This window comes from Brachybacterium nesterenkovii (assembly GCF_900163655.1).
GTDB lineage: Bacteria > Actinomycetota > Actinomycetes > Actinomycetales > Dermabacteraceae > Brachybacterium > Brachybacterium nesterenkovii.
In genome coordinates this window covers 1-24,668 of record NZ_FWFG01000072.1, presented here as the reverse complement: position 1 = coordinate 24,668, position 24,668 = coordinate 1, and the positions used below count along the sequence as shown (strand labels likewise).

At 71.7% G+C, this 24,668-nt stretch carries 19 protein-coding genes; 13 read left to right on the top strand and 6 right to left on the bottom strand.

Annotation, left to right across the window (positions count from 1 at the left end; all coding sequences use genetic code 11):
- The first annotated feature begins 46 nt into the window (after positions 1 to 46).
- From FM110_RS08860 to FM110_RS08810, 11 genes are all read left to right on the top strand, one after another.
- Positions 47 to 3,181, top strand: coding sequence for an RNA degradosome polyphosphate kinase (locus FM110_RS08860; protein WP_087104407.1), 3,135 nt, complete (start codon positions 47 to 49; stop codon positions 3,179 to 3,181).
- Positions 3,178 to 4,125, top strand: coding sequence for an NUDIX hydrolase (locus FM110_RS08855; RefSeq protein ID WP_087104406.1), 948 nt, complete (start codon positions 3,178 to 3,180; stop codon positions 4,123 to 4,125). The genes FM110_RS08860 and FM110_RS08855 overlap by 4 nt, the downstream gene beginning before the upstream one ends.
- 144 nt (positions 4,126 to 4,269) lie before the next feature.
- Positions 4,270 to 4,962 (top strand): DUF4190 domain-containing protein, encoded by a 693-nt coding sequence (locus tag FM110_RS08850; RefSeq protein WP_087104405.1) that lies wholly within the window; start codon positions 4,270 to 4,272, stop codon positions 4,960 to 4,962.
- Positions 4,963 to 5,222: 260 nt separating this feature from the next.
- Positions 5,223 to 6,350 (top strand): phosphate ABC transporter substrate-binding protein PstS, encoded by a 1,128-nt coding sequence (pstS, locus tag FM110_RS08845; RefSeq protein ID WP_087104404.1) that lies wholly within the window; start codon positions 5,223 to 5,225, stop codon positions 6,348 to 6,350.
- Positions 6,351 to 6,451: 101 nt separating this feature from the next.
- Positions 6,452 to 7,411 carry a phosphate ABC transporter permease subunit PstC gene (gene pstC / locus FM110_RS08840; RefSeq protein WP_087104403.1) on the top strand — a complete coding sequence of 320 codons (960 nt, stop codon included), beginning with the start codon at positions 6,452 to 6,454 and terminating at the stop codon, positions 7,409 to 7,411.
- 11 nt (positions 7,412 to 7,422) lie between these two features.
- Positions 7,423 to 8,586, top strand: coding sequence for a phosphate ABC transporter permease PstA (pstA, locus tag FM110_RS08835; RefSeq protein ID WP_087104402.1), 1,164 nt, complete (start codon positions 7,423 to 7,425; stop codon positions 8,584 to 8,586).
- 34 nt (positions 8,587 to 8,620) lie between these two features.
- The gene (gene pstB, locus FM110_RS08830) at positions 8,621 to 9,400 is read left to right on the top strand and encodes a phosphate ABC transporter ATP-binding protein PstB (protein ID WP_087104401.1); all 780 of its coding nucleotides are present in this window, start codon (positions 8,621 to 8,623) and stop codon (positions 9,398 to 9,400) included.
- Between the two features lie 677 nt (positions 9,401 to 10,077).
- Positions 10,078 to 10,308 (top strand): hypothetical protein, encoded by a 231-nt coding sequence (locus FM110_RS08825; protein WP_087104400.1) that lies wholly within the window; start codon positions 10,078 to 10,080, stop codon positions 10,306 to 10,308.
- Between the two features lie 123 nt (positions 10,309 to 10,431).
- Positions 10,432 to 11,244 (top strand): ABC transporter ATP-binding protein, encoded by an 813-nt coding sequence (locus FM110_RS08820; RefSeq protein ID WP_087104399.1) that lies wholly within the window; start codon positions 10,432 to 10,434, stop codon positions 11,242 to 11,244.
- Positions 11,241 to 12,605, top strand: a complete 1,365-nt coding sequence (locus FM110_RS08815; protein WP_087104410.1) for an FtsX-like permease family protein — start codon at positions 11,241 to 11,243, stop codon at positions 12,603 to 12,605. Before FM110_RS08820 ends, FM110_RS08815 begins: the two co-directional genes overlap by 4 nt.
- A gap of 169 nt (positions 12,606 to 12,774) precedes the next feature.
- Positions 12,775 to 13,104, top strand: coding sequence for a rhodanese-like domain-containing protein (locus tag FM110_RS08810; RefSeq protein ID WP_087104409.1), 330 nt, complete (start codon positions 12,775 to 12,777; stop codon positions 13,102 to 13,104).
- Positions 13,105 to 13,177: 73 nt separating this feature from the next.
- Here FM110_RS08810 and FM110_RS08805 read toward each other — a convergent pair whose 3' ends face one another.
- Complete coding sequence (locus tag FM110_RS08805) at positions 13,178 to 13,672, bottom strand: GNAT family N-acetyltransferase (protein ID WP_087104398.1); 495 nt, start codon at positions 13,670 to 13,672, stop codon at positions 13,178 to 13,180.
- Between the two features lie 1,086 nt (positions 13,673 to 14,758).
- Between FM110_RS08805 and FM110_RS08800 the strand changes: the two genes are divergently transcribed.
- Complete coding sequence (locus FM110_RS08800) at positions 14,759 to 16,255, top strand: HNH endonuclease signature motif containing protein (RefSeq protein WP_143276347.1); 1,497 nt, start codon at positions 14,759 to 14,761, stop codon at positions 16,253 to 16,255.
- A gap of 144 nt (positions 16,256 to 16,399) precedes the next feature.
- Here the strand turns inward: FM110_RS08800 and ppdK are convergent, their stop codons facing one another.
- The 5 genes from ppdK to FM110_RS08775 form a co-directional block, all read right to left on the bottom strand.
- Positions 16,400 to 19,129, bottom strand: coding sequence for a pyruvate, phosphate dikinase (gene ppdK, locus FM110_RS08795; RefSeq protein ID WP_087104396.1), 2,730 nt, complete (start codon positions 19,127 to 19,129; stop codon positions 16,400 to 16,402).
- A 154-nt stretch (positions 19,130 to 19,283) separates the two neighbouring features.
- On the bottom strand, positions 19,284 to 19,946 hold the full coding sequence (locus FM110_RS08790; protein ID WP_087104395.1) for a DNA-3-methyladenine glycosylase: 663 nt from the start codon (positions 19,944 to 19,946) through the stop codon (positions 19,284 to 19,286).
- A complete protein-coding gene (locus FM110_RS08785) occupies positions 19,946 to 20,317 on the bottom strand; it encodes a metal-sensitive transcriptional regulator (protein WP_087104394.1) in 372 nt (123 codons plus the stop codon). Before FM110_RS08785 ends, FM110_RS08790 begins: the two co-directional genes overlap by 1 nt.
- Positions 20,314 to 21,765 carry an adenylosuccinate lyase gene (gene purB, locus FM110_RS08780; RefSeq protein ID WP_087104393.1) on the bottom strand — a complete coding sequence of 484 codons (1,452 nt, stop codon included), beginning with the start codon at positions 21,763 to 21,765 and terminating at the stop codon, positions 20,314 to 20,316. Before purB ends, FM110_RS08785 begins: the two co-directional genes overlap by 4 nt.
- A 37-nt stretch (positions 21,766 to 21,802) precedes the next feature.
- Positions 21,803 to 22,192, bottom strand: a complete 390-nt coding sequence (locus tag FM110_RS08775) for a phage holin family protein (RefSeq protein ID WP_087104392.1) — start codon at positions 22,190 to 22,192, stop codon at positions 21,803 to 21,805.
- Between the two features lie 61 nt (positions 22,193 to 22,253).
- Here FM110_RS08775 and FM110_RS08770 point away from each other — a divergent pair, with 61 nt between their 5' ends.
- Entirely contained in the window at positions 22,254 to 23,363 is a 1,110-nt protein-coding gene (locus FM110_RS08770; RefSeq protein ID WP_234992097.1) for a histidinol-phosphate transaminase, read from the top strand.
- The last annotated feature ends 1,305 nt before the right edge of the window (positions 23,364 to 24,668 follow it).

Sequence of the window (24,668 nt, the reverse complement as noted above, 5' to 3'; positions counted from 1 at the left end):
ACCCCACCTGGACGCCCCGGCCCCACCCGGAAGGACCCCGCGCGCGATGATCCGCACCCCGCTGCTCACCCCTGGACAGGCCCGGGCCGTCACCGCGCTCCTGGACCGCGTCGCCGCCCACGACGGCGTCGCCCCGGTCGATGAGGCCGGGCGCCTCCAGCTGCGCAGCGCGACGCGCACCGACGGCGTCCTCCATCTGATCGTCCCCGGGCCCGACGCCGATCACGGGCCCATCGCGTACGCGAGCGTCCTGCCCGACGGCACCGCGCAGGGCGCCGTCGACCCCGCCCACCGCCGCGCCGGCCACGGCACCGCGCTGCTCGAGGCGATCCGCGAGCACCGCCCCGACGCCCGCTTCTGGGCCCACGGCGCGCTCGAGCCCGCCCTCGCGCTCCTCAGCGGCGCGGGCCTCGTGCCCACCCGCACCCTGCTGACGATGCGCCGCGACCTGGCCGAGGAGATCGCCGCGCCCCGGCCCGTGCCCGAGGGCGTCGAGGTCGGCGCCTTCGACGCCGCCCGTGACGCCGATGCCTGGGTGGAGCTGAACGCGCGCGCCTTCGCCGACCACCCCGAGCAGGGCTCGATGACCCGCGCCGACCTCGAGGCCCGCATGGCCGAGCCCTGGTTCGACGCCCGCGGCTTCCACGTCGCCCGCCGCGACGACCGCCTGCTCGCCTTCGTCTGGACCAAGCACGAGGCCGGATCGCCGGTCGGCGAGATCTACGTGGTCGCGACTGCACCGGAGGCCCAGGGGACGGGACTGGCCTCGATCCTGCTGGCCCGGGCGCTCGCCGGCCTGCGGGAGCGCGGCGCCCGCGAGGCCGAGCTGTACGTCGAGGGCTCGAGCACCGGCGCGGTGCGCCTGTACGAGCGGATGGGCTTCGAGGTCTCGGGGCGCGATGTGCAGTTCAGCGCGGACGAGAGGAGGGCGCGTCCCGAGCCGGAGACCGCCTCAGAGCCCGAACCGGGCGCGACCGGGCGGTCGGAGGCGCCGCGCGCAGCGCAGGAGTCGCGCCCGGTCCGCTCCGCGCCGTCCTCCGTCGACCTCCCCGCCGACCGCTTCCTCGAGCGCGAGCTCAGCTGGCTCGCCTTCAACGAGCGCGTCCAGGAGCTCTCCGCCGATCCCGCGACGCCGCTGCTCGAGCGCCTCCGCTTCGCCGCGATCTTCGCGTCCAACCTGGACGAGTTCTTCATGGTCCGCGTCGCCGGCCTCAAGCGCCGCCTCGAGACGGGGCTGGCCGTCACCGGTGCCGCCGGGATCCCGCCCCGCAAGGTGCTCGCGGCCGTGCGCCGCCGCGCCCACGAGCTGCAGGTGCACCAGGGGAGCATTGTCGTCGACCAGCTGCTGCCGCTGCTCGAGCGCGAGGCCGATGTCCGGATCGTCCACTGGGGCCAGCTCTCCGAGGCCGAGCGCACTGAGCTGAGCCGCTTCTTCGAGACCGACGTCTACCCCGTGCTGACCCCGCTCGCGGTGGACCCGGGCCACCCCTTCCCCTACATCTCCGGGCTCTCCCTGAACCTCGCCGTGCAGCTGCGACGGGCCGCGGAGGAGCATGAGGGCGGGCAGGGGGACGGGTACGACGGCGGGCCCGAGGATGCGAAGCTGCGCTACGCACGGGTGAAGGTGCCCGACGCCCTGCCCCGCTTCGTGACCGTGGGCCCGGCCGACGGCGAGGCGGAGGGGACGCGGCTCATCGGCCTCGAGGACGTGATCGCCGCGAACCTCGACCGCCTGTTCCCGGGCATGGAGATCGTGGCCCACCACCTGTTCCGCGTCACGCGCAACTCCGACGTCGAGATCGAGGAGGACGACGCCGAGAACCTGCTCGATGCCCTCGAGCGGGAGCTCCTGCGCCGCCGCTTCGGTGCCCCCGTGCGCCTCGAGCTCGAGAGCGGCATCGACCCGGAGGTGCGCGACTGGCTCGTGCGCGAGCTCGACGTGAGCGCCCCCGAGGTCTTCGAGCTGCCGTCCCCGCTCGACCTGCGGGGCCTCGCGCAGCTCGCCGATCTCGACCTGCCGCGCCTGCGCTTCGGGGCCTTCGTGCCGTCGACGAACGTGCAGCTCAAGGAGGTCGAGACCGCGTCCAGTCCCGACGTGCTGGGCGCGATGCGCAAGGGCGATGTGCTCCTGCACCACCCCTACGACGCCTTCTCCACCTCGGTGCAGGCGTTCCTCGAGCAGGCGGCCGCGGACCCCCACGTGCTCGCGATCAAGCAGACGCTGTACCGCACCTCGGGCGACTCCCCGATCGTCGACGCGCTCATCGACACGGCCGAGGCCGGCAAGCAGGTGCTCGCGATCGTCGAGATCACCGCCCGCTTCGACGAGCGCAACAACATCTCCTGGGCCCGCAAGCTCGAGCAGGCCGGCGTGCACGTCGTCTACGGCGTCCCCGGCCTGAAGACCCACGCCAAGCTGTCGATGGCCGTGCGCCAGGAGGAGGGCGGCCTGCGGCGCTACTGCCACGTCGGCACCGGCAACTACCACCCGTCCACGGCCCGCTTCTACGAGGACCTCGGGCTGCTCACCTGCGACGAGAGCGTCGGCCAGGACCTCACGCGCCTGTTCAACCAGCTCTCCGGCTACGCGCCGCGCACCGAGTTCGACCGCCTGCTGGTGGCGCCCCGCTCCGTCCGCACGGGTCTCATCGAGCTCATCGAGCAGGAGATCGAGCACCACCTCGCCGGGCGGGAGGCCCGCATCGGGCTCAAGTGCAACTCGATGGTCGACGAGCAGATCATCGACGCGCTGTACCGCGCCTCCCGTGCAGGCGTTCCCGTCGACATCGTCGTGCGCGGGATCTGCGCCCTGAGACCGGGAGTCCCGGGGCTGAGCGATACGATCCGCGTGCGCTCCATCCTGGGGCGCTTCCTCGAGCACTCGCGGATCTTCGCGTTCGCGGGCGGCGGCACGCCCCGCGTGCTGATCGGCAGCGCGGACATGATGCACCGCAACCTCGACCGCCGCGTCGAGGCCCTCGTGGAGATCACCGACCCCGAGCACATCCGGCGCCTGGAAGGACTGATCGACCTGGAGACGGACGAGGCCACGGCCTCCTGGCACCTGGGCCCCGACGGCACCTGGACCCGGCATGCGACCGACGCCACGGGCGAGCCGCTGCTGGACGCCCAGGCCGAGCTCATCGCCCGGCACCAGCGTCTGCGGAAGCGCCGCGGATGAGCCCCCGCGCATCCTCCGGCGCCGCCCCCGTCCTCGCCGCCGGTGCTCTCGTCTGGCGGGAGAAGAAGGACCGCATCGAGGTGCTCCTCGTGCATCGGCCCCGCTACGACGACTGGACGATCCCCAAGGGCAAGCTGGATCCGGGGGAGACCTTCCCCGCCGCCGCGGTCCGCGAGGTCGCCGAGGAGACCGGCTACCGGGTGCGTCTGCACCGTCCGCTGCCGCCGTCGGTGTACCGCCTGGCCGACGGCCGCACGAAGATGGTCCACTACTGGGTCGCGACGGTCCGCTCCCGCGTCGCGCCGGGCCCGAAGAACAAGCGCGAGATCGACGAGGTCCGCTGGGTGGACCTCGACACGTGCGAGCGGCTCCTCACCCGCGAGGGCGACCGCGCCCAGCTCGACGGCCTGCGCCGCCAGCTCGCCGACGACACCCTGGCCACGGTGCCGATCATCATCCAGCGCCATGCCGCCGCCCTCTCGCGCGCCAAGTGGCGCAAGGGCGAGGAGACGCGCCCGCTGAACTCCAAGGGGAAGAAGCAGGCCGCGGCGCTGCCCCCGCTCATCTCCGCCTACGCCCCGGGCTCCGTGGTCACGAGCCCGTGGATGCGGTGCGTCGCGACCGTCGAGCCCTTCGCCCGCTCCGGCGGGATGGAGATCGGCACCAAGGACTCGCTGACCGAGGCCGCGCACGAGAAGCGCCCCTCGCGGGCCGCCGCCGTCGTCGACCGCGTGCTGCGCTCGGCCCGTCCGGCCGTCGTCTGCACGCACCGTCCCGTCCTGCCGACCGTCGTCTCCGTCGCGCGCGACCACGCGACCAAGGACGCCGCGCTCGAGCTGCCCCGCTCCAACCCGTTCCTCGCCGCGGGGGAGGCCCTCGTGCTGCACACGACCGATCAGGGGACGGTCGTCGCGATCGAGAGGCACCTGCCCAACATCGGCTGACCGCGCCCGGCGGCTGGGCGAATGCCGCGCGCGACGCGCCGGGCGGGGGCCTGCGGCTTTGCCCCCGCGCCCGCTGGACGGGACACTGGGGCGGCCCGCCGAGCACGGGCGCTGACACCGCCGACGTCCCAGGGAGCCCCCGCCATGTCCCAGCCGCCCGACTCGACCTTCCCCGCTCCGGAGCCCTGGGACCGGCCCGCCGACGCCGCGGACGCGGTCGCTTCGTATGCGACGAACCCGTACGCGACGAATCCGTATGAGGCGTCTCCCTCAGACCCGTCCGACTACGGCTACGGCGAGACGGAGCGCGACCCGTTCGCCTCCTCGGCATCGGACGCCGAGCCGTCGTCCGACGGCTCCACCGGCGACGACAGCGCGACGGGCGCGTACGCCGCGGACTCCTACGCGCAGCCCGCCGACGCCCCGCCCGCCGACGCCTCGCCGTATGCGGCGCCGCAGGCGTATGCCCCGCAGCAGCAGCCGTATGTCGCGCAACAGCCGTACGCCCCGCAGCAGCCGTATGCCGCCCAGCCCGCCTACGGCTACGCCCCGGCCCCGCCCAGCTCCGGGGTCGCTCTCGCGTCGATGATCACCGGCATCGCAGCGCTCGCCCTGGGCTCCATGTGCGGCCTTCCTATCCTCGCCGCTCCCGTGGCGATCATCCTCGAGGCGATGGGCATGCGCGAGACCGGACCGGGCCAGAAGGCGGGGCGCGGCTTCGCGATCACCGGCCTCGCCACGGGCGTCATCGGCACCCTGCTGATCACCGGGGTCGTGCTGCTGTACGGCGGTATGATCCTCGCGGTCATCATGGGAGAGAGCACGGCGGGAGTGTGAGCGGCGTCCGCTGACAGGAGCGCCCGCTCCGGGCGAGACCTCCGTCACGCGAGACCGCATCGCAGGCCCCGGAACCGGCCCTGCCAGGCACGATGACGCGCCTGCGCGCCCGGTGCCCGCGCACGTTCACCGTGAGTTCACATCCGTGGGGCCAGGGCGTCATCTGCCCTCTCTAACGTCAGCGACGACACTTCGTCAGCCGACTTCCGGAGCGGACTCCGGGACGCACCCCTTGGCCTCGGCCACGGAAAGGACTTGCAGTGAACGTTCGCCACACCAAGCTCGCGGCGGCCGCCGCGCTCGCCCTCACCGGCGGTCTCGCCCTCAGCGCCTGCGGCGGCAGCGGCGATCCCGCGGCCAACGGCGGCTCCGGCTCCTCGGACTCCGGCTCCTCCGCCTCGGGCACCATCTCCGGCCAGCTCGCCGGCGCGGGCGCCTCCTCGCAGGAGGCCGCGCAGGGTGCGTGGACCCAGAACTTCATCGCGCTGAACCCCGAGGCGCAGGTCACCTACGACTCGGTGGGCTCGGGCAAGGGCCGCGACCAGTTCATCTCCGGCGGTGTGAAGTTCGCCGGCTCCGACGAGGCCATGAAGCCCGAGGACATGGAGAAGGCCGCCGAGACCTGCCAGGGCGGCACGGCCATGGACATCCCGGTCTACATCTCCCCGATCGCGGTCGTCTACAAGCTCGACGGCGTGGACAACCTGCAGCTCTCGCCCGCCACGGTGGCCGGGATCTTCTCGGGACAGATCACGAAGTGGAACGATCCCGCGATCGTTGCCGACAACCCGGATGCGAACCTCCCGGACAAGGCGATCACTCCGGTGCACCGCTCGGACAAGTCGGGGACCACCGGCAACTTCACCCACTTCCTCTCCGAGACCGCGCCTGAGGCGTGGACCGCGGGCGAGGTCGAGGAGTGGCCCACCGACGGCGGCCAGTCCGGCGACGGCACCTCGGGCCTGGTCTCCACGGTCGAGGGCGGCGACGGCACCATCGGCTACGCCGACTTCTCCAAGGCCGGCAACCTTGGCGTCGCCAAGATCAAGATCGGCGAGGAGTACGTCGCCCCGTCCGCCGATGGCGCGGCCAAGGCCGTCGAGGCCTCCCCCCGTGAGGAGGGCCGCGAGGAAGGCGACATCGCCGTCGAGATCGATCGCAAGCAGACCGATTCCGGCGTCTACCCGCTGGTGCTCGTCTCCTACCTGATCACCTGTGACACCTACGAGGACCAGGCGACCGCCGACCTCGTCAAGGGCTACGCCTCCTACGTGATCTCCGAGGACGGCCAGAAGGCCGCTGAGGAGGCCGCCGGCTCGGCCCCGCTCACCGAGGGCCTGCGGACGGACGCCCAGAAGTCCATCGACTCCATCAAGGCGAAGGCCTGATCCAGTCGCCGCGGAGGCCGGGCGCTCCCGGGTCCCTGTGACCCGGGAGCGCCCGGCCTCCCTCAGCGCCGTCCCTCCCCGCCCTTCCAGGAAGGCACTCTGTGAGCACCATCGATGCCTCGAACAAGCCCGCGGCCCGCAAGACAGTGGCCAGCGGCAGCGGCCGCCGCGCCGGGGACACCATCTTCTCCGCCCTGAGCGTCGGCTCCGGCCTCATCATCTTCCTGGCGCTCGCCGCGGTCGCGGTGTTCCTGAGCCTGCAGTCGCGCGAGGCGATCGAGGGCAGCCGTGAGCTGACCGGCAGCGCCGATGCCGTCTCGCTCCTCGAGTACACGGGGCCGCTGATCTTCGGCACCGTCTTCGCCGCGGTCCTCGCGCTGCTCATGGCGGTCCCGGTCGCGGTGGGCATCGCCCTTTTCATCTCGCACTACGCCTCGCGGAAGCTCTCGACGCCGCTGGGCTACCTGATCGACCTGCTCGCCGCGGTCCCCTCTGTCGTCTTCGGGCTGTGGGGCGGCGTCTGGCTGGTGCCGCGCCTCGAGCCGCTGTACCTGTTCCTCAACAAGCACCTGGGCTTCATCCCGCTCTTCGCGGGCGAGCCCACGGCGCCGATGAAGAACCTCGCCTCGGCCTCCGTCGTCCTCGCGGTGATGATCCTGCCGATCATCACCGCCGTGTCCCGCGAGGTCTTCCTGCAGACCCCGCGCCTGCAGGAGGAGGCCGCGCTCGCGCTCGGCGCTACGCGCTGGGAGATGATCAAGTCCGTCGTGCTGCCCTTCGGCAAGTCCGGCGTCATCTCCGCCTCGATGCTGGGTCTGGGCCGCGCGCTCGGTGAGACCATGGCCGTCCTCATGGTCATGTCGCCCGGCTTCACCTACTCCCTGCACATCTTCGAGGTCGGCCGGCACCAGTCGATCGCCGCGAACATCGCAGCCCAGAGCGCCGAGTCGACGGGCATCGACATGTCCCGCCTGATCTTCACGGGCCTGGTGCTGTTCGTCATCACCTTCGTCATCAACGCCATCGCCCGCGCGATCGTCTCGCGCGGCCCCAAGAGCTGAGGAGCGGGACCATGAGCGAGACTCCTGCCGCACACACCGCGGCCCCCGCAGCCCGTGCGCGCATCGACACGACGTCCGAGCGGCACCTTCCCTGGTACCACCTGGCTCTCACGGGCCTCGCATCCGCCGTCCTGGCCGCGATCATCCTGCTCGCCCTCGGCAAGCTGTCGATCGCGGGCGTGGTCGTCCTCGGCTACCTGCTCCACCTGATCATCGGCTTCGCCTACTCCCGGGTGCGCGAGGGCCGCCGCTGGGCCACGGACCGCTTCGTGTCCCTGCTGGTCTTCGGCGCCTTCGGCCTCGCGCTCATCCCCCTGGTGTCGCTCCTCATGGAGGTCATCGTCCGCGGCGCCCCGCGCCTGGTCGCCCCCGGCTTCCTCACGGGCGACATGGCCGGCGTCATCGGCGGCATGGACGCCGGCGGCATCTGGCACGCGATCGTCGGCACGTTGCTGGTGACGTTCTGGGCCTCGGTCATCTCGGTGCCGATCGGTCTGTTCACCGCGATCTTCCTCGTCGAGTACGCCCGCACCGGGTGGATGAAGGTGCTCGGCAAGGGCATCACCTTCCTGGTGGACGTCATGACGGGCATCCCGTCGATCGTCGCCGGCCTGTTCGGCCTGGCGCTGTTCGTGACGGTCACGAGCAACCCGGGCATCCGCATCGGCATGATGGGCGCCGTCGCGCTCTCCCTGCTGATGATCCCCACGGTGGTCCGCTCGAGCGAGGAGATGATCCGCCTGGTCCCGATGGACCTGCGCGAGGCCTCCTACGCCCTGGGTGTCCCGAAGTGGCTCACGATCGTGCGCGTCGTGCTGCGCACCGCGATCGCGGGCCTGACCACCTCGGTCACGCTCGCGGTGGCCCGCGTCATCGGCGAGACCGCCCCGCTGCTGCTCACCGTGGGCGCCCTGCCGCTGCTGAACACGAACATGGTCAGTGGCCGCATGCAGACGCTCCCCACCTTCATCAACAGCCAGTACAAGCTCGGCAACGCGGTGTGCAACTCCGACACGCTCACCAACCCGATCACGGGCATCGAGCACGCCTGCTCGGTGGCGATCAACTTCGATCGCGCATGGGCCGCCGCGCTCGTGCTCATCATGATCGTGATGGTGCTCAACATCGTCGCCCGCCTGGTCAGCTACTTCTTCGCGCCCAAGTCCGGCCGCTGAGCCGGCCCGCGCTCCCCTGAAAGGAACCCCTCCGATGCCCCAGGCGATCACCGTCGAGGATCTGAACATCTACTACGGCGACTTCCTCGCCGTGGAGAACGTCAACGTGGTCATCGAGCCGCGCAGCGTCACCGCCCTGATCGGCCCCTCCGGCTGCGGCAAGTCGACCTTCCTGCGCACGCTCAATCGCATGCACGAGGTCATCCCCGGCGCCCGCGCCGAGGGCACCGTCGAGATCGAGGGCCAGAACATCTACGCCGCCGGCGTGGACCCGGTCAACGTGCGCCGCCGCGTCGGCATGGTGTTCCAGAAGCCCAACCCGTTCCCGACGATGTCGATCCGCGACAACGTGCTGGCGGGCGTGAAGCTCAACAACAAGCGGATCTCGAAGTCCGACGCCGACGCGCTCGTCGAGAAGTCGCTCAAGGGCGCGAACCTCTGGAACGAGGTCAAGGACCGCCTGGACAAGCCCGGCATGGGCCTGTCGGGCGGCCAGCAGCAGCGCCTGTGCATCGCCCGCACCATCGCGGTGCGCCCCGAGGTCGTCCTCATGGACGAGCCCTGCTCGGCGCTCGATCCGATCTCCACCCTCGCGATCGAGGACCTCATCCACGAGATGAAGGAGGAGTTCACGATCGTGATCGTCACGCACAATATGCAGCAGGCCTCGCGCGTCTCGGATCGCACGGGCTTCTTCAACATCGCGGGCACCGGCAAGCCGGGCAAGCTCATCGAGATCGACGACACCGAGAAGATGTTCACCAACCCGGCGAACAAGCAGACCGAGGACTACATCTCCGGCCGCTTCGGGTGAGCCGCGCCGGCGGCGTGCGCCTCTGATCGCACCCGCCGCTCCACCTGCGGTCTGACGTCGCCCCCGGGATCTCCATCCCGGGGGCGACGCGGAACCTTCGCGTCACGTCGTTCACGTGGCAGCTATCGCTCCGATGGACTCGTCTCCCTTGACCGATCGGGAGGGGGGGGGATAGCGTGCGCAGAGATCCGTTCGACGATGAACGGACATGAGTAAGTGGGGTGTTGGTCGTGAAGCTGTCTGTCCTAAAACCATTGCTTTTCAGCCTCTCGCTGGTTCTCTCCCTCGGGGTGGGAGGGACTGCATCGGCTACGCCAAATGAGGGTATGAGCCCCATGTCGCCATCGCAGCAAGTCTCCGCGTCGCCGGGGGGATGCGGTGCGGCAGGAGCTGTTGCGCCGGGTGCCCTCCCCGCGACCACGAAGTCGCAGTGTTACAAACAGTACGTCCGGGACTCTGCTAAGTGCCGTCGCATGCCCGGAGCAAAAGCGCGTGGTGCATGTTGGGCGGCAATCATGGTTAAGCAGGCTGCTTGCATGGCGGGGGCTTCGGACCGGGTGCTTGCAATCGAGCCGTGAAGGTCTCTCGTACCCTGTGCCGAAGGTCCCCAGCGGGGGCATCAACAGAAAGAGCTAAGCCAGGCGTGGTGAAGGCTCCATGACTGTGAGGAGTTGCTGATGCTGATCAGGACCTATGCGGAGCGTGACGGTCTGCAACCGCGTGCGGAGATCTCGATCACGCCCGCGGAGTCCACAAACGAGAGCACGGCCAGGCTGATGTTGGACGTCTGCGGCGACGTGAATACCTATGACGTGCATGGGAGCGACGACGTGCAGGCGGTCGAGCTCGCGCTGACCCTGCTGCGAACCCTCGAACTCAACGAAGGGCTCCAGCTCGCAGCGCAGTGAAATGCTGGGAGCGGCGTGCGACTCTGATCGCGCGCGCCGCTCCGCCCACGGTCTGACGTCGCCCCCGGGATCTCCATCCCGGGGGCGACGCGCATCCGGCCTGGTCATGGCCAGGCTGGGAACATGTCCACCACAGCTCAGACAGCACCTCCCTCGCCCCTGCCCGCCGAGCACCCGTCCCGCTGGAGCAGCGGCCCCGGCGCGGTCCTCGAGACCCGCGGCCTGCGCCACTCCTACGGCGACCGCTCCGCGACGACCCTCGCCCTCGACGGCGTCGATCTCGCGATCGCGCCCGCCGAGTCCCTCGCGATCATGGGCCCGTCCGGCTGCGGCAAGACCACGCTGCTGCACATCCTCGGCGGCGTGCTCCGCCCGACATCGGGCAGCGTCCTGCACCTCGGCCGGGATCTCGCGGGCCGCTCCGACGCGGAGTGCACCCGTCTGCGCCGCTCGTCGTTCGGCTTCGTCTTCCAGGACGGCCAGCTGCTGCCCGAGCTCACAGCGCTGGAGAACGTCGTGCTGCCGCGGATGCTCGGCGGGGCGCGCCGCTCGGCCGCGACGGCTGATGCTCGCTCCTGGCTCGACCGCCTGGGTCTGCAGGGCATGCACGACCGCCGCCCGGGGCAGCTCTCGGGCGGCCAGGCTCAGCGCGTCGCGATCGCCCGCGCGCTCGCGGGACGGCCGTCGGTCGTCTTCGCCGATGAGCCCACCGGGGCGCTGGACCAGAGCACGGGCCGCGCGGTGCTCGACGTCCTCACCGCCGCCTGCCACGACGCGGGCGCCTCCCTCGTGATGGTCACGCACGACCCGGCGATCGCCGCATCCTGCGAGCGGACCATCGCGATGCGCGACGGTCGCATCGCCCAGGAGTTCACGCGCGAGGGCTCGGAGCTCGCGCGCGGCATGGGCGCGGTGCGCGAGGGGGCGTGGGCATGAGCGCCCAGCTGCACGCGGCCCGGCTCATGCTGCGGCGCGGTCGGGGCATCGGCGACCTGCTGCCGATCCTCGCCTTCGCCGCCTCGACGGGCGTGCTCGCGATGGTCCTCGGCGGGCTCGGTGCGTTCATGACGCGTGCCGCCGCTGTCGGCGACGGCGGCGGGAGCGCCGCAGGAGCATCCGGCGGCGATGACATGCTCGCCTTCCTCATGATCTGCGCGCTCATCGCGACCGCGCTGCTGGTGCCGAGCGCGATGAGCCTCGGCGCCTCCGCCGCCCGCCTGTCCCTCTCGCGGCGCGAGCGCCAGCTCGCGGCGGTCCGCCTGGTCGGCGGCACCCGCGGCCAGGTCGGCCTCGTCGCCGTCCTCGACGTGCTCGTGCAGGCGCTCATCGGCTCCGTCATCGGCCTGGGGCTGCACGTCGCCGTGATCCCGCTGCTCATGCGGCTCGACTTCGCGATCGCGCCGTTCCGCTTCGGCGAGCTCCTGCTGCCCTGGTGGGGCTACCCGGCACTGCTGGCCGGGGCGGCGCTCATGGCCGTGGCCTCGGGCGCGTTCGGACTCATCGGCGTGAGCATCTCCCCGCTGGGCGTGGCGCGGCAGTCGCGCACGGTGAGGATGTCGATCCTCCGCATGGTCGTGTGGGTCGTGCTGCTCGTGGCGTTCATCGTCGCCTCGAAGCTGCTCAGCTACATCCCCGGGCTCGACGCGGCCGTCGGGATCGCGATCATGCTGACCCTCATGGCGCTCGTCGTCTGGTCCGTGAACCTGGTGGGGCCGTTCCTCGTGTGGGTCGTGGCGCGGATGACCGCGGCGATCGCGCCGACGCCCGCGCTGCTGGTGGGCGCCCGTCGTCTGGCCGCCGACCCCCGCGCGGGCTGGCGGGCCGTCTCCGGGATCGCGTTCGGCCTGATCATCGCGGGGATGCTCACGCTCATCTCGAGCCTGAGCATCGACTCCGGGGACGAGGCCGGACGGGCCATGGGCCATGCCCTGGCGACCGGCGGCTACCTCACCCTCGCCATCACCTCCGTGCTCGCGGCGGTGTCCACCGGGGTCACGCAGACCGCGCGGTTGCTCGAGCAGGGGGAGGTGCTGCGCGCTCAGCACGTGGCCGGGGCGACCGTTGCCCAGCTGCACCGGGCGCGCTTCGCCGAGATCGGGATCCCGCTGAGCCTGGCCGGCATCGTCGCGGCGATCTCCGCCCTGGTGCTGATCCTGCCGGTGATGAGCGGAGTCGGTGACCCGTTGATCGGGCTGGCGCTGTACATCACGGCGGCGGCCGCGGCGCTCGGCCTGGTGGCGGCGTCGGTGGCCGTGAGCGGGCCGCTCGTGGGGAGGCTCGCCCGCACGCAGGGGTGAGGGACGGTGCAGGGAGGCGGAGCTGCGGGGCTGCGCGGCTGTGGGGCTGCGCGGCTGCGCGGCTGTGGGGCGGCGGCACTGCGGGGCGCAGCGCCGCGGAGAGCGAGCCCGGCGGGGCGAGGGGACGAAGGGTTCCGTCGCCCCGCTCTCTGCCCCTACCGTGGTGCCCATGGATGACTCCCTGCGGTCCGTGGACCCCGCCGATGTTCCCGCCGACGCCCAGCTGTTCGACGTGCGCGAGCAGGACGAATGGGACGCCGGCCATGCGCCGGCGGCTCGGCACCTGCCCGCGAGCGAGCTGGCGGCGCGTCTGGGCGAGCTGCCCGAGGACGGCGACGTCTACCTCGTGTGCCGCTCCGGCGGACGCAGTCGGCAGGTCGCGATGTGGCTCGAGCGCAACGGCTACGACGCCGTCGACGTGCGCGGGGGCATGGACCAGTGGTTCGAGGCGGGCCTGCCGATGGTGCGCGACGGGGACGGGGAGCCGTACGTGCTGTGAGCGGCGCGGCCGGGCTGTGAGTGGTGCGGCCGGGCTGTGAGTAGTGCGGCCGAGCGGCTGATGAGCAGTGCGGCTAGGTGGACGGTGAGCAGTGCAGCCGAGTGCCTGAGCGTCCGCGCGCGTAGTCGCTGACCCAGAGCCCGGGAGCGACCTCGCGGTCGCCGATGTGGGTGAACCGCAGGGAAGCGTAGAGCGCCCGTGCTGGCGCATTGTCCCGCCCGGTCGAGACCGTGGTCGGCATAGCGGGCAGGGACGCCAGGAGCGCCCGGGCGAGACCTCGGCGATGCCACGCCGGGTCGACCACGAGGCGGTCGATCTCGAGTACACCCTCCTCGATGCTGTATGCCAGGGCTGCGACCACCTGCGGGTCGTCATGCACGGTCTTCCAGACGAGATCCGCCCCGATGAGCTCGGCGGCGGTCTCGCTCAGCTGCGGGATGCGGTCGTCGCCGATGAGCTCGGCCTCGACCCGATACGCACGCCGCTGCAGAGCGACGAGCTCGCCCGCGAGTTCGCGCAGCTCCGTGTCATGCAGGGTCCGGATCGGGCCCGGGGGATCGGTGCGCATGACTCCATTGTCGGTCGGGCGCTGTGGCGGGCGGGGCTTGTATGGGCCGGCCGTGTGTCGCTCTGGGCCGCCGCCGATCGAGGTGTTCGTCGGGTCGAGCGCGACCTTGTTCGGGTCTGTCGTCGGTCCAGCGCGGCCTTGCTCGGGTCTGTCGGTTCTTGTGCCCGTCGTCGCTCGGGCTCATCGCCGCTCGAGCCCATCATCCTCGAGCGCGCGGTGCCGGGACTCTCCGCCCCGCGGCATTGTGGACAACTCGGATTGTGGAGCTTTGTCGAAAATCCCAGGAGACCGACACCGTTCTGTGATGGTGCGGAGGCGCTGGAGACCCTATGCTGAATGTATCGAACAGGTGTTCGAAAGCGGTTCGCGTGAGGCCGCTGCATCCGGTAAGACGAGGGGGTTGGGACCATGACTGCGGTGCACGATCCGCATTCCCGTGGGCGTTCCACGCCCTGCGGCAACGCCGCCTCGTCCGCGTCGGATTCCGCGGGTGCCACGGTGAGCAAGGCCGATCTAACCCGTGCCCGGTACGGGCGCTCGGCCGGATCCGTCCCGGAGACTTCTGCGCCGGGGTCTTCTGCGCGGGAGTCGTCTGCGCCGGCTTCCGCTTCACGGGACTCATCTGCACCGGGCTTTTCTGCGATGGGCGCTTCGGCGTTCCCTGCCAGCGCGGCCGTGTCCGGATCTGCTCTTCCGATGAACCCGCGCACTGCTGACCCGGCCCTAGACACTCCGGCCCAGCACTCGCGCCAGCGTGCGTCGATGTGCCCGCGTCCGTCCGCGCGCCCGCGTCCGTCTTCCCGTGTCCGCGCCCGGATCCCGCTGACGCGCGAGAGCCTGCCGGAACGCGCCGCGGCGCAGGACTCGCCGCTCCTCTCCGCCGCGCTCCAGCATCTCTGGGACGATGCCGCGCGGGAATCCCGCGAGGCGGCCGCCCGGCATCGCGCACTCGCGGCGCTGTGGACGGAGCCTGTGGGAGACGCGGAGACGGACGACCCCGCCGACATCGTCGAGCTCCAGGTCGCCTGTGCCCTTCGGACCACGCGCGGCCGCGCTCATGGCCTGGTGGAGGACGCCCACCGCGCTGTGGAGCTGTTCCCTCGCGTGTTCGCCCTGCTCGAGAGCGGGACGATGCCCACCGAGTGGTTCGCGCGCCTGCTCCGCCAGTCCCAGGGACTCGGTCCCGAGGCGAGCGGCCGGCTGGACGAGCGCGTGGCGTCCTGGGACATGGGCATCACGGCCGAACGGTTCCGCCGGGAGCTGTCTCGCGCGGTCTCCTGGTTCCGTGCAGAGCAGGAGGAGCCCTCCCTCACGCCCGAGGAACAGCGCCGGGTCGAGACCTTCGCTCGCCCGGACGGCACGGCATCGCTCATCGTCACCGGCCCGGTTCCGGAGATCCTCTCGCTCTCGCGCCGCCTCGACGACGCCGCCCGTGCCCTGCGCACCGCCCAGCGGACAGCCCTGGCCGAGGGCCTGCCCGTGCCCTTCGACGATGGGAGCGTCGCCGAGAGCGGTCGCGCCATGCTCCCCAAGGACCTGCGTTACGCGATCCTCACTCGCAGCGTGCTCGAGACCGGCGGCGTCGAGGTCCCTGCCGAGCGGTATCGGCTCAACGTGATCGTCCCCGTCCTGACGCTGCTCGGGCACTCCGATGCGCCCGGCACGATCGAGGGCATCGCCCCGATCCCCGCCGTGATGGCCCGTGGTCTCGCCGCCGGGATCGACGGCTGGGAGCGCGTCCTCACCGACCCGACCACCGGGGCGTTCCTCCCGCTGCCGACCCAGCGCTACCGGCCGACGCCCGCCATGCGAGAGCACCTGCGCCTGCGCGGAGCCCAGTGCACCGTGCCCGGGTGCGTGCGAGCCGTCACCTGGGCCAGCGAGACCGACCACATCGAGGAGTTCGACCACCGCTTCCCCGCGGAGGGAGGACGCACCGAGATCGAGAACCTCCACCACCTGTGCCCCGCGCATCACGCGATGAAGACCGCCGGCCGGATCGACCCGGTTCGGCGGCCGGGCGGCATCGAGGTGGTCGAGAGCGAAGCCTCCGGACAGGCCGCGTGCGAGACGGACTCCGGGAATGAGCCACCGCCTGGACCGCCTCGACAGGACGCGCCGTGCCGAGCGGACGCGCCGCCTCGCTGGGACACATCGGCCGGGTCTGGTCCTCCCGACCGCTCGGCGTTTCAGGATCGGTCGGAGGTGCGGCAGCGGATGGAGCCACAGCAGGGAGTGGAACGCCCGCGCGGGTCGGAGGCGCCACTGTGCGCGGAGCGGCCGGAGTCGGCGGAGCCCGCGCATTCATCGTCCCCGGTCCCGGCGCCGCACACGATCGTCCATCCGGGCTCCACGACGTGGCGCCTCGGGCCCGATGCGACGGTGACCGTTCCCGATGACACCGACCTCACCACTCCCGAGATGGTCGAGCGCTTCCACCGGCTCTGGGCCGTCTACCGGCAGGCGGAGCAGGAACGCCAGACGGCGACGGAGCGGCAGTCCGAGCTGAGGCGGCAGGCCGGGCGAGCGCGGGAGGCGGGCGACGGCGCTCCTCCGTGGTGGGCGGGCGACCCGACGTTCTGAACGAGCGGGCCGCGCGGCGTGCGATCCGACGAGCTGATGATCGGCCCACCCTGATCGGTGCCGTCAGTGCCACGTACGCGCCGGGGCGCACCGCAGAACCCTCCGCGGTGCGCCCCTGATGATGCCGTAGCTCAGCGCCGCAGCTCAGTGATGCATCTCGAACTCGTCCTCCAGGAGCGTCGCCCGCCCCGCCTCGAGCCGCGCCACGGGCACGCGGAACGGAGAGCAGGACACGTAGTCGAGCCCGACGCTGTTGAAGAAGTGGATCGAGTCCGGGTCGCCGCCGTGCTCGCCGCACACCCCGAGCTTCAGCCCCGGCTTCGTCGACCGGCCGCGCTCGGCGCCGATGCGCACCAGCTCGCCCACGCCGTACTGGTCGATCGACTCGAACGGGCTGATCAGCAGGATGCCGCGGTCCTTGTAGGTGAAGAAGAACCCGGCCTCGACGTCATCGCGCGAGAAGCCCCACGTGGTCTGCGTGAGGTCGTTCGTGCCGAAGCTGAAGAACTCCGCGTCCTCGGCGATCTCGTCGGCGCGCAGAGCCGCGCGCGGCAGCTCGATCATCGTCCCGATGTGCACTTCGACCGCGGACCCGGTCTCCTTCTCGACCGCCTCGCGGACCTCGTCGATCTCCCGGCGGATCTCCCGCAGCTCACGGATCGAGGACACCAGCGGCACCATGATCTCGACCTTCGCCTCGCCCCCGGCCGCGAGCACCTGGGCCTGCGCCTCGAGGATCGCCCGCGCCTGCATCCCGTACAGACCGGGGATTGTCAGGCCCAGGCGCACCCCCCGCAGACCCAGCATCGGGTTCTGCTCGTGCATGCGCCGCACCGCGTCGAGCACCTTCTGCTCGCGCTCGGTGCGCTGGACCCCGGCATCATCGGCCCGAGCCGCCTTGACCATCAGCTCGGTGAGATCCGGCAGGAACTCGTGCAACGGCGGATCCAGCAGACGGATCGTGATGGGAAGCCCTCCCATCGCCTCCATGATCTGCCGGAAGTCCTCCCGCTGCATCGGCAGCAGGCGATCGAGCACGGCCTGGCGCTCATCGCCGTCGGCGGCCAGCACGAGGTCCTCGACATGGTGGCGGCGATCGCCGAGGAACATGTGCTCGGTGCGGACCAGGCCGATGCCCTGGGCGCCCATCGCACGGGCGCGCGCCGCGTCCTCGGGGGTGTCGGCGTTCGCGCGCACCTGCATGCGCCGCGTCCGATCGGCCACGCCCATGATCCGGTGCACCGAGCGCACCAGGTCCGTCGCGTCCTCGGCATCCCCGTCGACCTCGCCCGCGAGGTACTGCGCGACCTCGGAGGGGACCACCGGCACCTCGCCGCGGAACACCTCGCCGGAGGTGCCGTCGATCGACAGGACGTCGCCCTCGCGCGCGATCACCTCGCCGCCGATGCGGATCACCCGCTCCTTCTCGTCGATCTCGAGGGCCTCGGCACCGCACACGCAGGTGCGCCCGAGCCCGCGGGCCACGACGGCGGCGTGCGAGGTCTTGCCGCCGCGGGAGGTGAGCACGCCCGCGGCCGACAGCATCCCGGCCAGGTCGTCGGGGTTGGTCTCGCGCCGCACGAGGATCGTCGGCACGCCCTCGGCGGCCTTGGCGACCACGGCCTCGGAGTCGAAGGCGACCTGGCCGACCGCGGCGCCGGGGGAGGCGTTCATGCCGCGCGCGACGAGCTCGCGCTCGCCCTCGTCGCTGAAGCGCGGGAACATCAGGCGCGTCAGCAGCTCGCCGCTCACGCGGCGCAGCGCCTCGTCCTCATCGATCACGCCCTCGTCGATCAGCGTCGTCGCGATCCGGAACGCGGCCGCGGCGGTGCGCTTGCCCACGCGGGTCTGCAGCATCCACAGCTTCCCGGACTCGACGGTGAACTCGATGTCGCACAGGTCCCGGTAGTGCTTCTCGAGGGTGTCCATGATCCCCGACAGCTCCGCGTACACCTCGGGCATCACATCGCCCAGCTCCGGCAGCGGCCGCGTGTTGCGGATGCCCGCGACCACGTCCTCGCCCTGCGCGTTGACCAGGAAGTCCCCGTACACGCCGGTCGCGCCCGTCGCGGGGTCGCGGGTGAAGCCCACGCCCGTCGCGGAGTCGTCATCGAGGTTGCCGAACACCATCGAGCACACGTTCACGGCGGTGCCCAGGTCGTGGCTGATGCGCTCGGCATTGCGGTAGATGACGGCGCGGGGAGCGCCCCACGAGTCGAAGACCGCGCGGATCGACTGGCGCAGCTGCTCGCGCGGGTCCTGCGGGAACGGCGCCCCGGTCTCGGCCTCGATGATCGCCTTGAACTCCTCGACGACGGCCTCGAGGTCCTTCTCATCGAGCTCGATGTCCGAGGCCACGCCCTTGTCGGCCTTCGCGCGGTCCAGCACGTGCTCGAACCTGTCCGCGTCGATGTCCTGGACGGTGCGGCCGAACATCTGCAGCAGGCGCCGGTAGGAATCGAGGGCGAAGCGCGCCGACCCCGACTTGCGGGCCAGACCCGTGAGCGTCTCGTCGTTCAGCCCGACGTTCAGGACCGTCTCCATCATGCCGGGCATCGACACGGCCGACCCCGAGCGCACGGACACCAGCAGCGGATCTGCGACATCGCCGAAGCGGCGGCCGATCTCCCGCTCGACGTCCTCGAGCGCCGCGTCCACCTGCGCGTCGAGCTCGGCGGGATTCTCGCCGTGCGCCATGTAGTAGCGGCAGGCGTCGGTCGTGATCGTGAAACCGGGCGGCACGGGCAGCCCCAGCCGGGTCATCTCGGCGAGGTTCGCGCCCTTGCCGCCCAGCAGCTGCTTGTCGTCCTTCGAGCCCTCCCGGAAGGGGCGGACGTAGGAGGTGGGATCAGGGCTCTGCGTGGAGACGGTCATGCCTGTCCTTCGAGTCGGGCTCCGCGGCAGGAGCCACCGGAACGGTCCGGGAGAGGCGCTGCATCGGGCCTGCTCTCGGGCCGTCGGGCGCGTCATTGCGCCGTGGATCCACTCTAAGGACGCGCACCAGCGATGCGCAGGACTTTCGCCCTGGTCAGCGATTCAGCTGCCCCGGCCCCGACACCGTCCGATCGCCGCGGATCCTGAAGCGCCATGCGAAGCGCGCAGGATCGCTCGCCTCCTCGCGCAGGCCGATGCGCGGGCCCGTCGCGATCATGGGTGCGGGGCGCGCCGGATCCGGCGGCTCGAGGCGGAAGCCTCCGGCCGGATCCGGCGTTTCGGCGGAGGAGGGATCGCACAGGTCCAGCCCGTCATCGGCCCACGTGATGCCGCAGGCGACGGTCGCCCGGCCGGGTCCGCGCGCGAGGTCGAGATCGGTGCGGGTCACCCCGGCGAAACGGCGGCGCTCCCGGGCGACCTCGATGCCGTCCACGATCTCCCCGGCCCGGATGAGGCAGCCGTGGCCGATGCCCTCGGCCTCGGCCACCACGTTCATGCACGAGTGCAGGCCCATGTGCCGGTACACGTACAGGTGCCCGGGCTCCCCGAACATCGTCGCATTGCGCGCGGTGCGCCCCCGGAAGGCGTGCGAGCCGGGATCCTCGCTCCCGCGGTACGCCTCGACCTCGGTGATCCGCAGCCGCACCCCGCGTCCCACGAGCTCGCAGCCCAGCAGCAGCGGGGCGAGCTCGAGCACGGGCCGATCGAACCAGGCCCGATCGACACGGGCACGATCGACACGGGGACGGGGGAGCATCACTTCAGCAGGCGCTTGACGACCACCATCACCTCGTCGAGCTTCGCGTCGATCTCGCCCGGATCCCCGGACGAGGCCGCATGGTGCACGCAGTGGTGGATGTGGTCGTCGGCCAGGGCCATCGCCAGCGACTCGAGCGCCTTGGACACCGCAGAGACCTGCGTGAGCACGTCGATGCAGTAGGTGTCCTCCTCGACCATGCGGGAGATCCCGCGGACCTGGCCCTCGATCAGCCGCAGGCGCCGCAGGTAGGCCTTCTTCGTGTCGTGGTAGCCGGGCTCGTCGGGGGTGCCGGGCACGTCCACGGCGGGGGTGCCGAGCGTCGTGGGCTCCGCCGATACGGGCACGTCCCCGCAGCAGTGACCGCTCATGCGTCCTCGCTCAGGTGCTCCACCAGCTGCGGCCCGTACCCGACGTACGTCGCGGGCGACAGCGCGAGCAGGCGCTGCTCCTCGGCCTCGGGCAGGTGCAGATCGCGGATGAACGCGTGCATGCCCTCCCCGTCCACGCGATGCCCGCGGGTGAGCTCCTTGAGGCGCTCGTACGGGTTGTCGAGGCCCTCGACGCCCTGGACGCCGAGCGTGCGCATCACCGACTGCACGGCCTCGCCGAGCACCTCCCAGTTCGCATCGAGGTCCGCGGCCATCGCGTCGGCGTCCACATCCAGCCCGGCGAGCCCGCGCCGCAGGTTCGAGATCGCCAGCAGCGAGTGCCCGAGCGCGGGGGCGACGTTGCGCTGGGTGGTGGAATCGGTGAGGTCGCGCTGCAGGCGGGAGGTCACGAGGGTCTGGGACAGGACGTCCAGGAGGGCGCCGGAGATCTCGAGGTTCGCCTCCGCGTTCTCGAAGCGGATGGGGTTGACCTTGTGGGGCATCGTCGAGGAGCCCGTGCCGCCCTGGGCCGACAGGCGCTGACGGAAGTACCCCAGCGAGATGTAGGTCCACATATCGGTGGCGAGGTTGTGCAGGATCCGGCCCGCCCGCGCGACATCGGCGTAGATCTCCGCCTGCCAGTCATGCGACTCGATCTGCGTGGTCAGCGGGTTCCACGTGAGCCCCAGATGCTCGACGAACGTGCGCGAGACCTCCTGCCAGTCCGTCGTGGGGACGGAGACGGCGTGGGCGGCGTAGGTGCCGGTCGCGCCGTTGATCTTGCCCAGCACCTCGTCGCCCGCGATGCGGCGCAGCTGGCGACGCAGGCGGTGGACGAACACGGCCATCTCCTTGCCCAGAGTGGTGGGCGTCGCGGGCTGGCCGTGGGTGCGCGAGAGCATCGGCACCTCGGCGCTCGCCCGGGCAAGGGCCTCGAGATCATCGACCAGCTCGGTCATCGCGGGCAGCCACACGTCGTGGACCGCGTCGCGGATCATGAGCGCGTAGGAGAGGTTGTTGATGTCCTCGGAGGTGCAGTAGATGTGCACGATCTCCGCGAGCGGCTCGAGGCTCGTGCCCGCCAGGCGCCGCTTGATGTAGTACTCGACCGCCTTGACGTCGTGCACCGTCTCGCGCTCGATCTCGGCATGCTCGGCGATGCCCTCGGCGCCGAACTCGGCGGGGATCGCGCGCAGCAGGGCGCGCTCGGCGTCGGTGAGGGTGCGCAGGCCCGGGATCGCGCCGGAGTCGAGGAGATGGATGACCCACTCGGTCTCCACGACGATCCGCGAGCGGTTCAGCGCCGCCTCGGACAGGTGATCGACCAGCGGCGCCACCTGCCCCCGGTACCGTCCGTCGAGCGGGGTCAGGGCGATCGGCGGGTCCACCTCGGCGAGGGGGAGGAACGCGGGGCTGGTGGCGGGTGCGGGGCTCTGCTGCTCGGGCATGCGGGCATTGTCCCAGACGCGCTGCGCCAGGTCTCGGTCACTCCGCCGCGTCGGCGTCGACCATCGCCTCGACGATCGACGTGAGCAGGCCGATGATCGCGCCGGCCGCGAGCGCCCACCAGAACGAGTCGAAGGACAGCGTGAGCGAGGCCTGCGCGGCGATCCAGCTGGTCAGCAGCAGCATGAGCGCGTTGACGACCAGCAGGAACAGCCCCAGCGTCACGCAGGTGATGGGCCAGGTCAGCAGCTTGACCACCGGGCGCACGAGCGCGTCGACGAGCGAGAGGATCACGGCCACGCCCAGCACCGTGAGGGCCTGCGTCGTCAGCGGCGCGGCATCGTCGCCCAGGTGCATGCCGGGCAGGATGATCGAGGTGACCCACAGGGCCAGGGCGGAGACGACGAGGTGGCCGAGGACGCGGAGCATGGGCACAGTCTCCCACCCGAATCCCCTGCACTGCGTGCAGGCTCCCTCTACGCTGGCGACCGTGACTCCCGCCGACGCCGCCCCCAGCCCCCGCGAGACCATCCGCATCCGCCCCGCGCTCGACGCCCTCCCCGCGTACGTGCCCGGCCGCCCTCCCGCCGATGACGGCATCCAGCGCTACAAGGCCTCCTCCAACGAGTCCCCGTTCCCGCCCGTGCAGGCCGTCCGCGACGCCCTCGTCGCCGCGATCGACGGGCTCAACCGCTACCCCGACATGGGCGCCCGGGCGCTGCGCGAGGCCCTGGGCGCCGAGCACGGCGTCGACCCCGCCCAGATCGCCGTGTCCACCGGATCCGTCGCGGTGACCGGCGACCTCGTGCGCGCGCTCGTCGATGCCGGTGACGAGGTGGTCTTCCCGTGGCGCTCCTTCGAGGCCTACCCGATCCTGGTCGGGATGCACGGCGGGACCTCGGTGCGCGTGCCGCTGACGGCCGAGCACGCCCTCGACCTCGACGCGATGGCCGCGGCCGTCACCGACCGCACCCGCCTGATCCTCCTGTGCAGCCCCAACAACCCGACGGGGCCCGCGCTCACGACCGAGCAGATCGAGTCCTTCCTCGCCCGCGTCCCCGAGGACGTGGTGGTCGCGATCGACGAGGCCTACCGCGAGTTCGTCGACCCGGAGGTCGCCCCCGACACCGCCCGCCTGTTCGCCGAGCACGCCAACACGGTCCTCCTGCGCACCTTCTCCAAGATCCACGGGATCGCCGGCCTGCGCATCGGCTACGCCGTCGCTCACCCGCGCCTGGCCCGCGCCCTGACGCAGGTCGCGATGCCCTTCGGCGCCGCCTCGCTGGCCCAGACGGGCGCGCTCGCCTGCCTGCAGCCCGCCGCCCGCGCCGAGCTCGCCGAGCGCGCCGCCGCTCTGCGCGCCGAGCGCCGCCGCGTCATCGAGGCCCTGCGCGCCCAGGGCTGGGAGGTCCCGGACTCGCAGGGCAACTTCGTGTTCCTCGACCTGCGCGAGCGCAGCGGCGAGTTCGCCGACTTCGCCGACGCCCGCGGCCTCGTGGTCCGCGCCTACGGCGATGACGGCGTGCGCGTCACCATCGCCGAGACCGAGGCCAACGACCGTCTCCTCGAGATCGCGGCGGCCTGGCGCGAGCTCAGCTGACGACCTCGTCGGCGTCCCCGGCCAGGTCGATGGTCGCGGCGACGTGGTCGATGTCCTTGTCGCCGCGGCCCGAGAGGTTCACCAGCAGGCGCTGGGTGCTCGGCAGCGTCGGCGCCAGGCGGATCGCGTGCGCGAGCGCGTGCGCCGACTCGAGCGCGGGGATGATCCCCTCCAGGCGCGAGAGGCGACCGAAGGCGTCGAGCACCGCCTCATCGCCCTCGGCCACGTACTCGACGCGGCCCAGCTGCGCGAGGCGCACGTGCTGGGGGCCCACGCCGGGGTAGTCCAGGCCGGACGCGATCGAGTGGACCGGCAGCGGCTCGCCCGCTGCGTCCTGCAGCACCTTCGTGGCCATGCCGTGCAGGACCCCGTCGGTGCCCTGGCCCATCGTCATCGCGTGCTCGCCGACTGCCTCCCCGCGGCCCGCGGGCTCGACGCCGATGAGGCGCACGTCCTCATCGTCGAGGTAGGCGGTGAACGCGCCCATCGCGTTCGAGCCGCCGCCGACCGAGGCGATCACCGCATCGGGCAGGGCGCCGTAGCGGGAGGTGAACTGGGCGCGGGACTCGCGGCCGACGACCGTCTGGAAGTCGCGCACCATCGTCGGGAACGGATGCGGGCCCACCACGGATCCGATCGCGAAGAAGTAGCGCTCGGGCTCGGCGGCGTAGCGCTCGAACGCCGAGTCCACGGCCTCCTTCAGGGAGCGCCCGCCGCGCTCGACCGCGACCACGCGGGTGCCCAGCAGGCGCATCCGCACCACGTTCAGGTACTGCTTGGCCACGTCGATCGCGCCCATGTGGATCTCGCACTCGAGTCCCATGAGCGCGGCCGCCGTCGCGAGCGCCACGCCGTGCTGCCCCGCGCCCGTCTCCGCGATGAGCGTGCGCTTGCCCATGCGCCGGGCCAGCAGCGCCTCGCCGAGCGTGTGGTTGATCTTGTGGGCGCCCGTGTGGTTCAGGTCCTCGCGCTTGAGCACGATGCGCGCCCCGCCGAGGTCCTCGGACAGCCGGTCGAGCGGCGTGAGCGGGGAGGGACGCCCGACGACGTCGCGCAGCAGGCGCGAGTACTCGGCGAAGAACTCGGGATCGTGCCGCGCCTCCTCGTAGGCGGCGGCGACCTCGGCCATCGGGCCCACCAGCTGGGGCGGGAGGTGCGCGCCGCCGTAGGCGCCGAACGCGCCGTCGGGGGTGCCGGCGAGGTCGGGGGTCGCGACGAGATCGGCGGCCTCGGCGAGGGTCCGGGGCTCAGGGGCTCTCTCATATACACATCTGACGCTGCCGACGAAGAGGAAAGAGTAGAACT

Bases quoted from the DNA above. Each gene is read 5' to 3' on its own strand.
- pstA (WP_087104402.1), top strand. From the start codon at position 7,423: ATGAGCGAGACTCCTGCCGCACACACCGCGGCCCCCGCAGCCCGTGCG.
- FM110_RS08785 (WP_087104394.1), bottom strand. From the start codon at position 20,317: ATGAGCGGTCACTGCTGCGGGGACGTGCCCGTATCGGCGGAGCCCACG.
- FM110_RS08860 (WP_087104407.1), top strand. From the start codon at position 47: ATGATCCGCACCCCGCTGCTCACCCCTGGACAGGCCCGGGCCGTCACC.
- purB (WP_087104393.1), bottom strand. From the start codon at position 21,765: ATGCCCGAGCAGCAGAGCCCCGCACCCGCCACCAGCCCCGCGTTCCTC.
- FM110_RS08775 (WP_087104392.1), bottom strand. From the start codon at position 22,192: ATGCTCCGCGTCCTCGGCCACCTCGTCGTCTCCGCCCTGGCCCTGTGG.
- FM110_RS08810 (WP_087104409.1), top strand. From the start codon at position 12,775: ATGGATGACTCCCTGCGGTCCGTGGACCCCGCCGATGTTCCCGCCGAC.
- FM110_RS08815 (WP_087104410.1), top strand. From the start codon at position 11,241: ATGAGCGCCCAGCTGCACGCGGCCCGGCTCATGCTGCGGCGCGGTCGG.
- FM110_RS08790 (WP_087104395.1), bottom strand. From the start codon at position 19,946: ATGCTCCCCCGTCCCCGTGTCGATCGTGCCCGTGTCGATCGGGCCTGG.
- FM110_RS08855 (WP_087104406.1), top strand. From the start codon at position 3,178: ATGAGCCCCCGCGCATCCTCCGGCGCCGCCCCCGTCCTCGCCGCCGGT.
- FM110_RS08850 (WP_087104405.1), top strand. From the start codon at position 4,270: ATGTCCCAGCCGCCCGACTCGACCTTCCCCGCTCCGGAGCCCTGGGAC.
- FM110_RS08825 (WP_087104400.1), top strand. From the start codon at position 10,078: ATGCTGATCAGGACCTATGCGGAGCGTGACGGTCTGCAACCGCGTGCG.
- FM110_RS08820 (WP_087104399.1), top strand. From the start codon at position 10,432: ATGTCCACCACAGCTCAGACAGCACCTCCCTCGCCCCTGCCCGCCGAG.
- FM110_RS08805 (WP_087104398.1), bottom strand. From the start codon at position 13,672: ATGCGCACCGATCCCCCGGGCCCGATCCGGACCCTGCATGACACGGAG.
- ppdK (WP_087104396.1), bottom strand. From the start codon at position 19,129: ATGACCGTCTCCACGCAGAGCCCTGATCCCACCTCCTACGTCCGCCCC.
- pstB (WP_087104401.1), top strand. From the start codon at position 8,621: ATGCCCCAGGCGATCACCGTCGAGGATCTGAACATCTACTACGGCGAC.